Consider the following 14,200-nt stretch of genomic DNA (forward strand, 5'->3'; position numbering starts at 1 on the left):
TAAGCGAATGGAAGCTAAATTTTCGAACCGAGTTAAAGAAGTTATCTCGCTCAGCAGAGAGGAAGCCCTGCGTCTGGGTCACGACTACATTGGTACAGAGCATCTGCTGCTGGGTATGATTCGGGAAGGCGAAGGGGTAGCCGTTGGGTTATTGAAAAAATTGGGCATTTCTCTGGACGAACTGCGCGTGACGATCGAGCAGGCAACCAAAGGAACCGCAACCAACAATGTCAAAAATCTGGCCAATATACCACTCACCCGTCAATCTGAAAAAGTACTCAAAATCACGTACCTGGAAGCAAAAATCTTCAAGAGTCCGTTGATTGGCACCGAGCACCTGCTCTTGTCGATTCTTCGGGATGAGGACAATGTGGCCACCCAGATTTTGAATAAATTTAATGTCAACTACGAGGTAATAAAGGAAATGCTGGAATATCAATCCTCCGGTACACGTCCGCACATGGGCCCCGAAACGGACGACGACGACAACGACCGCGGCATGTTCGGTAGCAGCAGCTCCGGGTCGGGAAAAGATCCGAAAGGGTCTGAAAAGTCGAGAACGCCGGTTTTGGACAACTTCGGACGTGACCTAACCAAACTCGCCGAATTGGGCAAACTTGACCCGATTGTTGGCCGTGAGAAAGAAATTGAACGCGTCGCCCAGATCCTGAGCCGCCGGAAAAAGAACAACCCAATCTTGATTGGTGAGCCCGGCGTTGGTAAAACCGCCATCGCAGAAGGCCTGGCGTTGCGGATCGTTCAGAAAAAAGTATCGCGGGTGCTGTTTGGCAAACGCGTGGTAACCCTGGATCTGGCGTCGTTAGTTGCCGGTACCAAATACCGCGGTCAGTTTGAAGAACGCATGAAAGCGGTGATGAACGAACTGGAAAAATCGCCGGAGGTGATTCTCTTCATTGATGAGCTTCACACCATTGTCGGTGCCGGTGGTGCTTCGGGCTCGCTCGATGCCTCCAACATGTTCAAACCGGCTCTGGCGCGGGGCGACATTCAATGTATTGGTGCCACGACGCTGGATGAATACCGCCAGTACATTGAGAAAGACGGCGCTTTGGCCCGTCGGTTCCAGGTCGTAATGGTCGACGCGACTTCGGTTGAAGAAACCATCGAGATCCTGAACAACATCAAGGATAAGTACGAAGACCACCACCACGTCAATTACACCCCGGAAGCGGTGGAAGCGGCTGTAAAACTGTCGGAGCGGTACATCTCTGACCGGTTTTTGCCCGACAAAGCCATCGACGTTCTGGATGAGGTGGGAGCCCGCGTACACATCTCCAACATCTCGGTTCCCGAAGATATTCTGCGGCTGGAAGACAGCATCGAGAACATCAAGAAGGAGAAGAACCAGGTGGTGAAAAGCCAGAAATATGAAGAGGCTGCCCAGCTTCGCGATAAGGAAAAACGCCTGATCGATCAACTGGACCGCGCCAAACTGGCCTGGGAAGAAGAAACCAAGAAGAAACGGTATACGGTTTCGGAAGAAAACGTGGCCGAGGTCGTCGCCATGATGACCGGTATTCCAACCAGCCGCGTAGCCACCAACGAAGGCGCCAAGTTGCTGAACATGGCCGAGCAATTGACCGGTCGCGTGATTGGTCAGGATAAGGCGGTTCAGAAATTGGTGAAAGCCATTCAGCGGACGCGCGTCGGCTTGAAAGATCCGAAAAAACCCATTGGTTCGTTCATCTTCCTCGGCCCAACCGGGGTTGGTAAAACGGAACTGGCGAAAGTGCTGGCTTCCTACCTCTTCGACAAAGACGATGCCCTGGTGCGCATCGACATGTCGGAGTACATGGAGAAATTCAGCGTAAGCCGGCTGGTCGGCGCTCCTCCGGGTTATGTGGGTTACGAAGAAGGCGGTCAGTTAACGGAAAAAATCCGTCGGAAACCGTACTCCGTGGTTCTGCTGGATGAAATCGAAAAAGCGCACCCGGATGTGTTCAACATTCTGTTGCAAGTGCTCGACGACGGTATTTTGACGGATGGATTGGGTCGCCGGGTGGATTTCCGGAACACCATCATCATTATGACATCGAACATCGGGGTTCGTGATTTGAAAGATTTCGGTTCCGGAATCGGTTTTGCCACCCGTGGCAAGTCCGAAAACCAGGACGAGATCATGAAGAGCACGATTCAAAATGCCCTGCGGAAAGCGTTTTCGCCGGAATTCCTGAACCGTCTGGATGATGTGATCGTGTTCAACTCGCTGCAACGCGAAGATATTCACAAGATCATCGACCTGATGCTGGGCAAACTGCTCGGTCGTGTTACAAGCCTGGGCTACAAAGTTGAGCTGACAGAAAAAGCGAAAGACTTCCTGTCGGATAAAGGCTACGATCCCCAGTATGGTGCGCGTCCGTTAAGCCGGGCGATCCAGAAGTTCCTGGAAGATCCCGTCGCGGAAGAAATTCTGAAAGGCGACCTGAAGGAAGGTGATGTGATCATGGCCGACTACGAAGAGAACGGCGAAAACCTGACCATCACCGTGAAGAAGCACGAGCAGGTAACCGAATAAGATGAATTGAATCCATTTAAGATACGATTTCAAATAGGCTGGACGCAAGTTCAGCCTATTTTTTTGGAAGTTGGTGCGAATTGCAGCGGATCGGTTTAGGAATGTTGAACCGGTATTATTATTGCTCTATTTTTTCCGTAACTCAACTTCTTATGAAATTCACGGCTACGCTGTCTTCCTGCCTTCTTTTCGTGCAACTCTCATTGGCCCAAACGGAACCGGGCCGGGCTCTCTGGAGCGGTAATCTGCAAATCAATACCACCCAACTGGCAGGAGAATATCCCAACGGTTATACCCGGCGGAGTCCTCAACTCAACTTTTCCATTAACCACGGCGTTTTTCTGCAAAATAACTGGATGCTGGGGCTGGCTGTCAGCGGTTCCCATTACAAACAGGTGAATGCCAACACCATTCCGCTTAACCAGCAGTATACGAGGGGCGGTTTGTCGGCTTTTGTTCGAAAATACTGGGGTACCAACAACTGGCGAATTTATGCCGGGGGCGGCATCGGCGGCAGTCTTGATCAGTACCGTCAGGAAGTGTATGATGCTGCAACCAGTATCCGGAGCGAAAATCGCACGAATACCTACCAGGTTTCACCATTTACCCAGATCGGGGGCGTCTATTTTCTGGATGGACGCTGGGGGATGGAGGTTTCGACCAACAGCACCATTTTTCCTTTTACGTTTAGCGGTTTAACGGCAGGATTGATCTACATGACCGGCCGGACGCGGTCGGAGCGGGACATTCAGGCGGCAACACCTCCGACGGTTGGCTCCCAGGCCCGCGCCGGGCGGTTTACGGTTGGGGCGAGTGTGGTGTTTTCGGGATCGAAAGAAGACGTTAACCTTCGGACTTATGAATCCCAAAGCCTGATTGCCGCTCCGGCGTTCGGTTTTTTTGTCGCCAATAATTTTTTAGTAGGTCTTTCGGTTCCCATCACCTGGAGCAAGAATCAGGGAGCCAACTCCACCAGCGAAACCAGTCTGGGTTTTGCACCCTACGTTCGGGCCTACCTGTCCAACACCCGGCTTCGTCCGTATGTCGGAGCGACGTTCACGTATTCCGCTTATTCTTTTAAGCAGGACCCTTTTCCGAAAGAACAAATTAACCACACCGCCGGGGGTACCCTCAATGCCGGGCTCGCCTACCTGATCGGGCAGAATTTTATTGCTGAAGCCAACCTGCTGAATCTCAACGTCAGCAAGCAGACGCAAAACAACGAGTTGAAAAACGGGCTGTGGCTTCAGGGGTTGCAGGTGACCACCTCACCGGCTTTTACGGTACAATATGTTTTTTAGAAATCGGCGGTTTAAAACGGGCTGCATACGGTTTTACTCACCAGTTGATACAATAGCTCAATCGCTTCTTTGGACGTTTCGATACCGTGGCCGGTTTGGCGTAAAATCTGGCTGCACTGTAGCGTCAGAATGTGCTCTTCGGCCAGCCGAATGGTTGTGTCGGGCGGGAAGAGCGGGTCGTTTTCGCCCAGAATCAGGTAAATGTCCGTGGTGATCCGATGCAACTCTTCTTTTCTGAGTGGAGCCGGATAAACCCATTCAGGGCTTCCACCTGCTGGTTCCAGTCTTCCAGAAAAAGAGTAGCTTCGGCGGGGTTTTTAAACGTTGATCGTCGGGGTGGTTGCATTATACCTAATTCGGGATGGAGTGTGTCTCAATGGACCAAAAATAGTTCTCCAGGGCCGTAGGATATAAAACCAATGAATAACGGGTGGCTATGGGTTGACAACTGGCAAATTCGGGAGAATACCGGGTAGAAAATATTTTTTTGCAACTACTCTCGGGTGATCATTTACTTCAACGCCCTGGCGCACTCCTCCACTTTATCGGTATTGATGTAATCGACCCCGATCTTGGCCAGTTGTTTCCAGGTATTGGCATTGTCGGGAGCGGCCCAGAACCGGATGGGTTTGTCCTGAGCATGCGCCCGTTTGATAAACCGTTTCAGTGTTTCCCGGTCTTTGTCGGGCATTTCGCCCTCGCCGTTCCAGCGGGAATAGGTTTGAAAAGTGTCGCTGAAAAGGGCAACGTGTTTGATGGTTTCATCGTCGTATAATTCACTGGGCCGTCCGTCGAACAGGATGTAGGCGGGGTAGTCGATCCAGTTGGCAATGGGCGGGCGGCTGCCGCTGACCACCAGTTGAATGGCCATCGGATTCATCGCCCGGTCGAAGCAGGTGCGGTAAGGTGCCACGGCTTTCTGCAACTCCTCAATGGCTTCCACGCCATTGTCCTTCAAATCGACCAGCAATTGAAACGTATACTTCCGGTCTTTGCTCACCGTGCCATTGGCCGACTGGCGGCTTTTATTTTGCCCGAACAGGGTGGCAATGGGCTTTAAATAGAGCGAATCCAGCGTTCGACCGGGCTGAATTTGGGATTTATCATGGGCAACCATTAACTTACCGTCAACCAGAAAAACGTCGGCTTCAATGGAACCGGCCTGACTGCGGATTGCGGCCGTTAGCGGCTCCGGTTTTTCGTAATCGTTGTGAGCGTGAACTTTCTGAGCAACACTCCATTGACTCCAACAAACGATCAAACAGATACATATAAACCTTGCCATAATGATGAGAGAATGTTCGGTGAAGGGACAGGAATCCGTTTCGCAACAGAAATTGGGTTTTCTTTCCGGTTTGCAGTGGAAAATAAATCGCTGGTGCGACTCTTTGCAACGTTTCGGGCAAAAGTAGTCGGATGATCGAATATATACTACTATTTTTGCGGCCAATCTTACAAAGCCTCGTTACTTACATTTTACTCCATGAGTTTACTTCAAGGAAAAGTTGCATTGATAACCGGAGCCTCCCGGGGCATCGGTCGGGCCATTGCCATTCGGTTTGCCCAGGAGGGTGCCGATATTGCGTTTACGTACCTCTCCAGCGTTGAAAAAGGGCAGGCGCTGGAAGCCGAACTGGCGGCTTTTGGGGTTAAGGTAAAGGGCTACCGTTCCGATGCGTCGGATTACAAAGCCGCCGAAGAACTGGCAAACCAGATCATTGCCGATTTTGGCACCATTGATGCCGTGGTCAACAATGCCGGTATCACCCGCGATGGCCTGCTGATGCGGATGAGCGAAGAACAATGGGATGTCGTTATCAACGTTAATCTTAAGTCGGTCTTTAACCTGACCAAAGCTGTGATCAAACCGATGATGAAAGCCAAGAAAGGCTCCATCATCAACCTGACCTCCGTGGTCGGGATTCGGGGTAATGCCGGTCAGGCCAATTATGCCGCTTCCAAAGCCGGTATCATCGGGTTTACCAAATCGGTTGCGCTGGAACTGGGTTCCCGCAACATTCGTTCGAATGCCATTGCACCCGGTTTTATCGAAACCGAAATGACCGGCGAAATCAACGAGAAAGCCGTAGAAGAATGGAAGCAGTCGATTCCGCTCCGGCGTGGTGGACAACCGGAAGAAGTCGCTGACTGCGCCGTTTTCCTGGCTTCCGACCTGTCCCGCTACATCACCGGCCAGGTGCTGCAGGTGGACGGGGGAATGCTAACCTAAAATTAGTTAAGAGTGATGAGTGAAGAGTTATGAGTTGGCTGACGCACTCTTTTTAGCTCTTCACTCTTAACTCTTAACTCTTAACTGAATAAAATGCGCTCCGAACTTTATTTTCAATCGTCTCCCTGGTGGTTGCTGCTGTGTCTGGCGGTGGGGGCGGCCTATGCGTTTGCGTTGTACCAGCGGAATTCCGGCTGGAGCCAGCGGATGAATCTCTCCCTGGCCGCGTTTCGGTTTCTGGTGGTCAGCACGGTGTGTTTTCTGCTGCTCAATCCGCTGATTCGCAGTACGCAAACCATCACCGAAAAACCGAAAGTGGTTCTGGCGATTGATAATTCGGAGTCGATGATGGTGGGCGGCAGGCCCCAACTCGACCGCGCCCTTGAAGCAGCCAACCAACTGCGCGAGCGGCTAATGAGCGACGATATCGACGTGTCGGTGCAAACACTGGGCGACAGCCTGGTGGCCGGTGACCTGAAAACGATTCCGTTCAACCAGCGGACCACCGACTTGTCGAACCTGCTGGGCGGAATCCGGAATGCCTACGAAGGCCGGAACCTGACCGATGTGGTGCTGATTTCGGACGGTATTGCCAATCAGGGGCTTTCGCCAACGTTCGGGCGGTATAACTTTGCTCTGCACACCGTGGGCGTCGGCGACACGATTCCGAAGCGCGATGTGCAACTGAAAGACGCCGTTGCCAATAAAATTGCCTACCTCGGCAACCAGTTTCCGATTCAGGCCGATGTGGTCAGCTACGGTTTTCAGGGCCGTAGCGGAACCGTGGTGTTGCGGCAGAATGGCAAGGAACTGAGCCGGCAAACCGTCAATTTCAGCCAGGCCGAAACCTTTCAGCAACTGACTTTTCAGGCGTTTTCGAACCAGAAGGGTATGCAGCACTACGTCGTCGAAGTGTTGCCCCAGGACAGTGAATTTACCCCCCGCAACAACCGCCGGGATGTATATATCGACATCATCGATGGCAAGGAGAAAATTCTGTTGCTGGCCCTGAGTCCACACCCGGATGTGAAAGCCCTGCGCAGCATTATCGAGAAAAACCAGAATTATGAGCTTGACATCCGCATTCTGAACGGTGGAACCGCCGAAATTCCGGACAAAGTCTACGATCTGGTGATTCTCCATCAACTGCCGGATAACCAGAACGCCGGTGCCGCCGTGGTGCAGCGCGTCATGCAGAAAAATACGCCCCTGTTGTTCATTCTGGGGACACAGTCGGGCCTGCAATCGTTCAACGGGATGAATCCGGTGGTTCAGGTGGTGGCGGGTGGCGGACAAACCGATAAAGTAACCGGGCGGTTTAATCCTGATTTTCGGCAACTAAACCTGGATGCGCAGAAACTGACCCTGCTGGATCGACTGCCGCCGATGCTGGTTCCGTTCGGCGACTACAAACTGTCGCCGGGGAGTGAGGTGGTGCTGTGGCAGCAGGTTGGAAGCGTTCGGACGAGCAAACCGTTGCTGGCCATCAACATCACGACGCCACGCAAAGCCGCCGTTCTGGCGGGGGAAGGATTTTGGGAATGGCGTCTCGAAGAATTTGCCCTGACCGATAACCAGGCTGTGGTGGACGAGCTGATCCAGAAAGTGATACAACTGGTTTCGATCAAGGAAGATCGCCGGAAACTGCGGGTGTATCCGATTCGGAACGAGTTTCTGGCGGGCGAGAAAGTGACGTTCGAGACCGAGATGTACAACGACATTTACGAAAAGCTGTTCGACCGGCCGGTTCGGCTGGAAATCACCAACGAGCGGGCGGTTCCGCGCAGTTTTAATTATACGCCAACGGCCAGCAATTCCCGATTTGAGGTGAGCAGTTTGCCGGAGGGCGTTTATCGCTTCCGGGCCACTGCCTCACTGAACGGCCGGACCGAAACCGCCAGTGGCGAATTCATTGTGCGGGAGCAGCAGTTTGAAGCCATCAACACTACCGCCGACCACATGATGCTCCGGCAGTTGGCGCAGCAAACCGGCGGCCGTTTCTACAATGCGTCGACGCTGGCATCGCTGGCCGACGATCTGGTGAAAAACAAACCGCCCGGACGACTGAGCAGCAATGAAGAACTGAACGAACTCATCAATTTACGCTGGTTGTTTTTCCTGATTGTCATTCTGATCAGTGCCGAGTGGGGATTGCGAAAATATCATGGAGCGTATTAGAAAGCGTAAAACTGGAGGGCGTGAGGGTATGAGAAAAAGAAGGCGATGCTTCTGGATGTGTATTGTACTCTTTTCACTCCTTCATTTTTCGATTACCCCGTCTTTTGCGCAGGACACGACCAGCCGGACCACCGAACCCTGTTACCGTTGTCGGCTCCGGAATTTGCTCATTGCCGAAACCGTCGTCTACGGAACGACCATTTACGGCCTGAGTCGGGCGTGGTATGACAACCCGCTGACGAATTTCCATTTTTTTAACGACAACCGGGAGTGGCTGCAAATCGATAAGGTGGGCCACATGGTGACGGCCTACCAGATTGCCCGCGTTTCGGCACAGGCGTATCGCTGGGCGGGTTTGTCGGACCGGAAAGCCGCCATTTATGCCGGGCTTACCGGTCTGATTTTTCAAACGCCCATCGAAATTTTGGACGGTTTTTCGCCTGAATACGGTTTTTCGGTGGGGGACATGATTGCGAACATGGCAGGCCCTGCTCTGTATACGGGACAATACCTGGCGTGGGGGGAGCTGCGGATTCAGCCGAAATTTTCGTTTCACAACACCGCACTGGCAAAAGTACGGCCAAACTTGCTGGGCAGTAGCTGGAATGAACGGTGGCTGAAAGATTATAACGGGCAAACGTATTGGTTATCGATTAATCCGTCGACCTTTGCCCGGCGGGATTCTAAATTGCCCAAATGGCTGAATATTGCGGTTGGATACGGGATTCAGGATATGGTTGCGGCCGAAACGTCGAAAAGCATCGAGCTTGGCTACCGGCCCTACCGGCAGTATTACCTGTCGCTGGACATTGATTTCACCCGGATACCGACCCGAAAAAAAGGCCTGAAAACGTTGTTCTTTTTGTTGAATACGCTGAAAATGCCCGCACCGACGCTGGAATACAACGGTCGGAACGGTTTTCAGTTTCATGCGTTATACTTTTAGTAGATAAAAATTACGTCTGATAATTTATTACACTTTCGCTTTTTGCCCCTAAATCCCCTAAAGGGGACTTGGATGCAGCTTAATCCAGATGCTAAAAGTCCCCTTTGGGGGATTTAGGGGCAAAAAAGTACATTAACTATGAATATTGGTGACAAAGTGCGCATGTTGCGGGCGAAGGAACAGGGCGTCGTTACGCGCTTCCTGCCCGGCAATCAGGTAGAAATTGAAATTGAAGACGGTTTCCGGATTCCGGTTTTACGGTCGGAGATCGTGGTGGTGTCGGCGCTGGAATCAACGCGGTTTCAAGCCGCTCCCGGTATCGAAGCCCAGAAATCGGCGAAACCAGAAATTATCAGTAGTGCAGGCATTTACCTGGCTTTTGTTCCGCAAAACGGCCCCGGTAACCTGAAAATAGTCGTTGCCTATCTGGTGAACAATACCGACTGGGATCTGCCTTTTTCCATCGGTGAAGAACGCGAAAACCGCTATTCGGGTCTCTATGCGGAAGTACTGAAAGCGCGCTCTTTTTTTAAACTGGGCCAGCCGTATGCGCTGGCCACCTTCGAAAACTGGCCGACTTTTTTAGTTCAGGCCCTGTGGCACCGTCGCGGTGCCGCTTCTTTGCGTGAACCGTTGATCCGGCGGCTCAAGTGCCGAACGCAGACCTTTCAGGCCAGCAGCGGCCCGATTCCGGTGTTGAACCAGACCGGTCATGTTTTTCAACTTGATGTGGAAGAGGTGGAGGAGGAAAAACCGGTAGCGAAGGAAGCCACCAAACCACTGGATGCCACAGCCCTGCGCGAAAGTTTGATGGGCAATACCGGAAAAAAGGAACTGTCGGCCAAGGAACCGGCTAAGTTGGTACGACCGTCGTCGATCATCGACCTGCATATTGACAAGCTCCTGCCCAACGGATTCGGGAGCCGAACCAATGCCGAGTTGCTGGAAGTTCAGCTTCAGGAGTTCGAGAAAAACCTGGAAAAAGCGATTGCCAGCGGCATGGACGACATTACGTTTATACACGGGGTTGGCAACGGGGTTTTGCGAAACGAACTCCACCGGCGGCTGGGCAAATACCCCGGTGTTGCTTATTTTGAAGATGCTCAGAAGGAAAAATTTGGCTACGGTGCGACCAAGGTTAAGATTAAATAAAATTATTTTTACTACATTGACCCGATTCCTGAGTTTACTACTGGTTTTTCTGGCAGTACAGGCTTGCAAACACACCGCTACGACAAATCCGAAGGCGCCGAAAGCCGCCTATACGGTAACCAAAATGGAGGTACAGAACGACAAGTTTTTATCGACTGTAAATATTCCTGTATCCATTGCGCTGACCGACGTCGAGCGGCAGATCAACAGTCAGGTAAACGGCCTGGTGTATGAAGACAACAGCCTGACCGATAACGACGACGATCAGTTTATGACCAAAGTCTGGAAACGGGCTCCCATCCAGGTGACGGCGCAGGACAGCCTCTTTTTCTTTCAGGTTCCGCTGAAAATCTGGGCCAAAGCCGGCATGTCCGTACTGGGCTTTACAAAATACCAGGAGACGGAATTTGAACTGACCCTCAAATTTGCCACCCGGTTTTCCATCGATAAAGACTGGACCGCCAGCACCCAGACCACCGCGCAGGGCTACGATTGGGTGAAAAAACCGGCCTTAAAAATTGCCGGTTTCGACGTTCCGGTAACCAACATCGTGGGACGGCTCATCGACAAAAATCTGGGCAAGATCACCAAAGCCCTCGATGAGCAGATTCATAAGCAAATCGATCTGCGAACACCGGTGCTAACGGCCTGGAACACCATCCGCCAGCCCTACCTGGTTTCCGAAAAATACCGCACCTGGTTACTGGTCGTTCCCAAACGCATCCTGATCACGCCCTTTCGGTTTGAAAAAGGAGCCATTCGGTCAACGATTGGTATTGAAGGGTATACCTTGACCCAGACCGGAACCAAACCCGACGTCCGCCCGGCAGTTACTATTCCGGAATTAATCGTCTCAAAAGAAATCCCCGATCAATTTCGCATCGGTTTGCTCAGTGAAGCGACCTACGCCGAAGCCGCGAAGGTGGTTTCGGACGAATTTGTGGGGCAGTCCTACGAATTTCGCGATGGCCGTTACAAGATTACGATCCGGGGTATCGAATTGTACGGACAAAACAACAATTTAATCATCAAGGCCACGCTGGAAGGCAGCATCAACGGTGCTATTTACCTGCGGGGACAGCCTTTTTATGATCAGCAAACCCGGACGATCTCGTTGCGGGACCTGCATTATGACCTTGATACAAAAAATATCCTGTATAAAACGGCGAGTTGGTTATTACAGGGTAGCTTTGCACGCACGTTGGAAAAACAACTGACGATTCCGGTCGGTAGCCAGATTGATGAAGCCAGAAAGTCGCTTCAGGCCCGATTAACGAACAATCAAATCACAAAGGGAGTTATTATCAACGGGAAGCTCGAACAAGTATCGCCGGATCAGGTTTACTTGACACAGGAGTCGATGCTGGCAGTCGTATATGCGTCCGGTCGAATCAATTTGAAGGTCGAAGGATTATAGTTAAACCCGGATTGATGCATCTTTTTTGGCAATAGGCTCGAAAAATTTGCAGTTTTTCGATACCAGGTTTTTAAAGAACCTAAGTATTTATAGATTTGCGGTAATCACGGAATGGCAACCAACGCGAGGTAAATTGTCTTATCGCTCCGGAACGGTTTACCGAACCGGGGAGGAAAGTCCGGACAGCACAGAGTACCATACTTCCTAACGGGAAGGCAGGTGGCGGAAGGCGCTCGCGCTGACGGCCATTTGACAGAAAGTGCCACAGAAAACGAACCGCCGGCGCTGCGTTTAGTTTCTAAACGAATCGACGGTAAGGGTGAAAAGGTGGGGTAAGAGCCCACCGCCCGGCTGGTGACAGCCGGGGCAGGGTAAACCTTATGGGCTGAAAGATCAAATAGGCATCAGAATGGGGGCGACTCGTTCCCGTAGTTTTGACCCCGGTCGAAATGATGCTGATGCGGGTAGATCGATAGAGTTCCGGAGTGATCCGGAATCGAGATAAATGATAAGAACCCGAAGAGGGTTGTTTCGGCAATCTGATCGGAGACAGAATCCGGCTTATAGATTTACTTCGCGGAAAGTTGCCGATGAATGAAAAAGAGTAGTTTTTAAACGGTCCGCCGTAGCGCCGGCTTGCCGAGCGATTGTTCTACGTTAAAGGCTTATGAATTAAACCTGAGTTCTCATGAAGAAAATTTCCATTTTCGCTTCTCTGACGCTTCTGTTACTGACGCAGGCTGTCGGGTATGCCCAAACTGACACCACCACCCGTTCCTCGGCCGGAACATCGAACCGTAATCGCTCCTACGAAGGCGACTACAAAATGAATACCTGGTCAGTGACCGTCACACCTGCGCTCACCCGTTTCTTTGGCGACCTGGACAATTACGGTTTTTACAAAGGATTCCCGCAAAAAGGGCCCAACACCAAAACCACCGGTGCGCTGGGCGTGTCGATTAACAAACAGCTTAGCCATCTTTTCGGAGCCTCTGCCGATTTCCACATCGGTTCGCTGCGGGGGTCGAAACAGTCACTTTACAATGCCTCGTTCCGTTCGAATTTCCTGCAGGGAACACTGAACGCCAACGTCAACATGAAATCACTCCTGTTTGGAACCCGCAAGCTGAAACGCTGGAAGTGGGATCTGCACGCCGGGGCCGGTTTGATGTGGTTCGACACCCGGGTGTATGACCTGACCACGGGCCAGATGATCCGGTATAGCAACGACCGGCGCGATTACAGTTCGGTGACCCAGGGAAAATGGGAGAGTGACGGTTCCGTTTATACCCGTGAGTTCGTTTTCCCGCTGGGGTCGGCTCTGCATTATGAATTGACGTCGCGGCTCGACATCGGCCTGGATGCCACATTGTATATGGTCAATACCGAGAAACTGGATATGACCGTCGGCGGAGTTGATAACTCGAAAGCGGGTAACGTGTACGGCTGGAGACGGGGTGATTCCGGTCTGGACAAATGGGCTGGTCTGGGTCTGTCACTGACCTACAAGATTGGAAAAGATGCGGTTCGGGTTGGCAAAGATGGTGTTTATGACCCCGCCAAAGGCCGTTACCACCTGCGTTGGGCCGATCCGAAAGATCTGCTGAAAGAGCCTTACAACCCAACGATGAACGACGCGGATTCGATTGCCAAGGCCAACATGCCAAAACCAGTCGATCCCCGTCTGTATACGGATACGGATAACGACGGTGTTGCCGACCTGTTTGACAAAGAACCGGCGACACCAGCAGGCAGTGTAGTTTCCGGTGCCGGGGTTGCCATGAACCTGGACAGCATCATCAGCTCGATTCTGCGTGGCAAATTCGCCCCGGAATGCGAGGCACTGTTTAGCAACATCGAATTCGATACCGACAAAGCCACGATCCGGCCGGCATCGCAGGACATTATGAAGAAGGTGGTTGAATTGCTGAACGTGAAAACCAACTGCGGAATCATCCTCGTTGGACACGCCGATTACCGGGCATCTTATGGCTACAACATTCAACTCTCGAAACGTCGGGTGGATGCTGCCAAACGCTATCTGACCCGCGCCGGTTTAACGGACCCGAGCCGGGTGACGGTCGAATACTACGGTGAATACCGACCGATTGCACCAAACACTTCCGGGGATAACCTTCAGCGAAACCGCCGGGTCGAAATCAAAATTGTTCCGATGAACATGCTCCGGTCTCCGTACCAGTCCGGTCAACGGTTTGATTCGAGAGAACCGAGATAATATTTGATAACCCTGTATGCAAAACCCCGGCGTTTGTCGGGGTTTTGTTGTTTACAGGAAATGATAAATGTAAAATGAGTAATGCTAAATGCAAAAGTGTTTTGAACGCGCCAGCCCACTTTTACATTTAGCATTACTCATTTTACATTTATCATTTCCTGATTTTGCTCCTCTATTTCAAGAAAAATCAGTACCTTTGCACCC

Annotated in this window: 10 protein-coding genes and 1 other RNA gene; 9 read left to right on the forward strand and 2 right to left on the reverse strand. The window is 51.7% G+C overall.

All coding sequences use genetic code 11. The features are described 5' to 3' along the window. Nucleotides 1–7 precede the first annotated feature (7 nt). A complete protein-coding gene (locus tag ACO064_RS28545; RefSeq protein WP_421830594.1) occupies nucleotides 8–2,536 on the forward strand; it encodes an ATP-dependent Clp protease ATP-binding subunit in 2,529 nt (842 codons plus the stop codon). Nucleotides 2,537–2,688: 152 nt separating this feature from the next. After that, the gene (locus tag ACO064_RS28550; protein WP_421830595.1) at nucleotides 2,689–3,837 is read left to right on the forward strand and encodes a hypothetical protein; all 1,149 of its coding nucleotides are present in this window, start codon (nucleotides 2,689–2,691) and stop codon (nucleotides 3,835–3,837) included. 11 nt (nucleotides 3,838–3,848) lie between these two features. On the opposite strand, the gene ACO064_RS28555 is transcribed toward ACO064_RS28550, so the two are convergent. Continuing rightward, entirely contained in the window at nucleotides 3,849–4,061 is a 213-nt protein-coding gene (locus tag ACO064_RS28555; RefSeq protein WP_421830596.1) for a hypothetical protein, read from the reverse strand. A gap of 287 nt (nucleotides 4,062–4,348) precedes the next feature. Then, complete coding sequence (locus tag ACO064_RS28560; protein ID WP_421830597.1) at nucleotides 4,349–5,122, reverse strand: phosphatidylinositol-specific phospholipase C/glycerophosphodiester phosphodiesterase family protein; 774 nt, start codon at nucleotides 5,120–5,122, stop codon at nucleotides 4,349–4,351. Nucleotides 5,123–5,320: 198 nt separating this feature from the next. On the opposite strand from ACO064_RS28560, the gene fabG reads away from it, so the two are divergent. The 7 genes from fabG to ACO064_RS28595 all read left to right on the forward strand — a co-directional run bounded on the left by fabG (nucleotide 5,321) and on the right by ACO064_RS28595 (nucleotide 13,996). After that, nucleotides 5,321–6,067 carry a 3-oxoacyl-[acyl-carrier-protein] reductase gene (fabG, locus tag ACO064_RS28565; RefSeq protein ID WP_421830598.1) on the forward strand — a complete coding sequence of 249 codons (747 nt, stop codon included), beginning with the start codon at nucleotides 5,321–5,323 and terminating at the stop codon, nucleotides 6,065–6,067. Between the two features lie 93 nt (nucleotides 6,068–6,160). Further along, entirely contained in the window at nucleotides 6,161–8,245 is a 2,085-nt protein-coding gene (locus tag ACO064_RS28570) for a VWA domain-containing protein (protein ID WP_421830599.1), read from the forward strand. 55 nt (nucleotides 8,246–8,300) lie between these two features. Next, nucleotides 8,301–9,191, forward strand: coding sequence for a DUF2279 domain-containing protein (locus tag ACO064_RS28575; protein ID WP_421830600.1), 891 nt, complete (start codon nucleotides 8,301–8,303; stop codon nucleotides 9,189–9,191). A 138-nt stretch (nucleotides 9,192–9,329) separates the two neighbouring features. Continuing rightward, complete coding sequence (locus ACO064_RS28580) at nucleotides 9,330–10,343, forward strand: Smr/MutS family protein (protein WP_421830601.1); 1,014 nt, start codon at nucleotides 9,330–9,332, stop codon at nucleotides 10,341–10,343. Between the two features lie 16 nt (nucleotides 10,344–10,359). Next, nucleotides 10,360–11,760 carry a DUF4403 family protein gene (locus ACO064_RS28585; protein ID WP_421830602.1) on the forward strand — a complete coding sequence of 467 codons (1,401 nt, stop codon included), beginning with the start codon at nucleotides 10,360–10,362 and terminating at the stop codon, nucleotides 11,758–11,760. Nucleotides 11,761–11,885: 125 nt separating this feature from the next. Continuing rightward, nucleotides 11,886–12,340, forward strand: an RNA gene (gene rnpB / locus ACO064_RS28590) — RNase P RNA component class A. A 108-nt stretch (nucleotides 12,341–12,448) separates the two neighbouring features. Beyond that, nucleotides 12,449–13,996, forward strand: coding sequence for an OmpA family protein (locus ACO064_RS28595; protein WP_421830603.1), 1,548 nt, complete (start codon nucleotides 12,449–12,451; stop codon nucleotides 13,994–13,996). Nucleotides 13,997–14,200: the final 204 nt, after the last annotated feature.

This window comes from Larkinella sp. (assembly GCF_965227735.1).
Lineage (GTDB): Bacteria > Bacteroidota > Bacteroidia > Cytophagales > Spirosomataceae > Larkinella.

Excerpts from the sequence above, each read along its gene's own strand:
- ACO064_RS28545 (WP_421830594.1), top strand. The coding sequence starts at position 8 with ATGGAAGCTAAATTTTCGAACCGAGTTAAAGAAGTTATCTCGCTCAGC.
- ACO064_RS28550 (WP_421830595.1), top strand. The coding sequence starts at position 2,689 with ATGAAATTCACGGCTACGCTGTCTTCCTGCCTTCTTTTCGTGCAACTC.
- ACO064_RS28560 (WP_421830597.1), bottom strand. The coding sequence starts at position 5,122 with ATGGCAAGGTTTATATGTATCTGTTTGATCGTTTGTTGGAGTCAATGG.
- fabG (WP_421830598.1), top strand. The coding sequence starts at position 5,321 with ATGAGTTTACTTCAAGGAAAAGTTGCATTGATAACCGGAGCCTCCCGG.
- ACO064_RS28570 (WP_421830599.1), top strand. The coding sequence starts at position 6,161 with ATGCGCTCCGAACTTTATTTTCAATCGTCTCCCTGGTGGTTGCTGCTG.
- ACO064_RS28575 (WP_421830600.1), top strand. The coding sequence starts at position 8,301 with ATGTGTATTGTACTCTTTTCACTCCTTCATTTTTCGATTACCCCGTCT.
- ACO064_RS28580 (WP_421830601.1), top strand. The coding sequence starts at position 9,330 with ATGAATATTGGTGACAAAGTGCGCATGTTGCGGGCGAAGGAACAGGGC.
- ACO064_RS28595 (WP_421830603.1), top strand. The coding sequence starts at position 12,449 with ATGAAGAAAATTTCCATTTTCGCTTCTCTGACGCTTCTGTTACTGACG.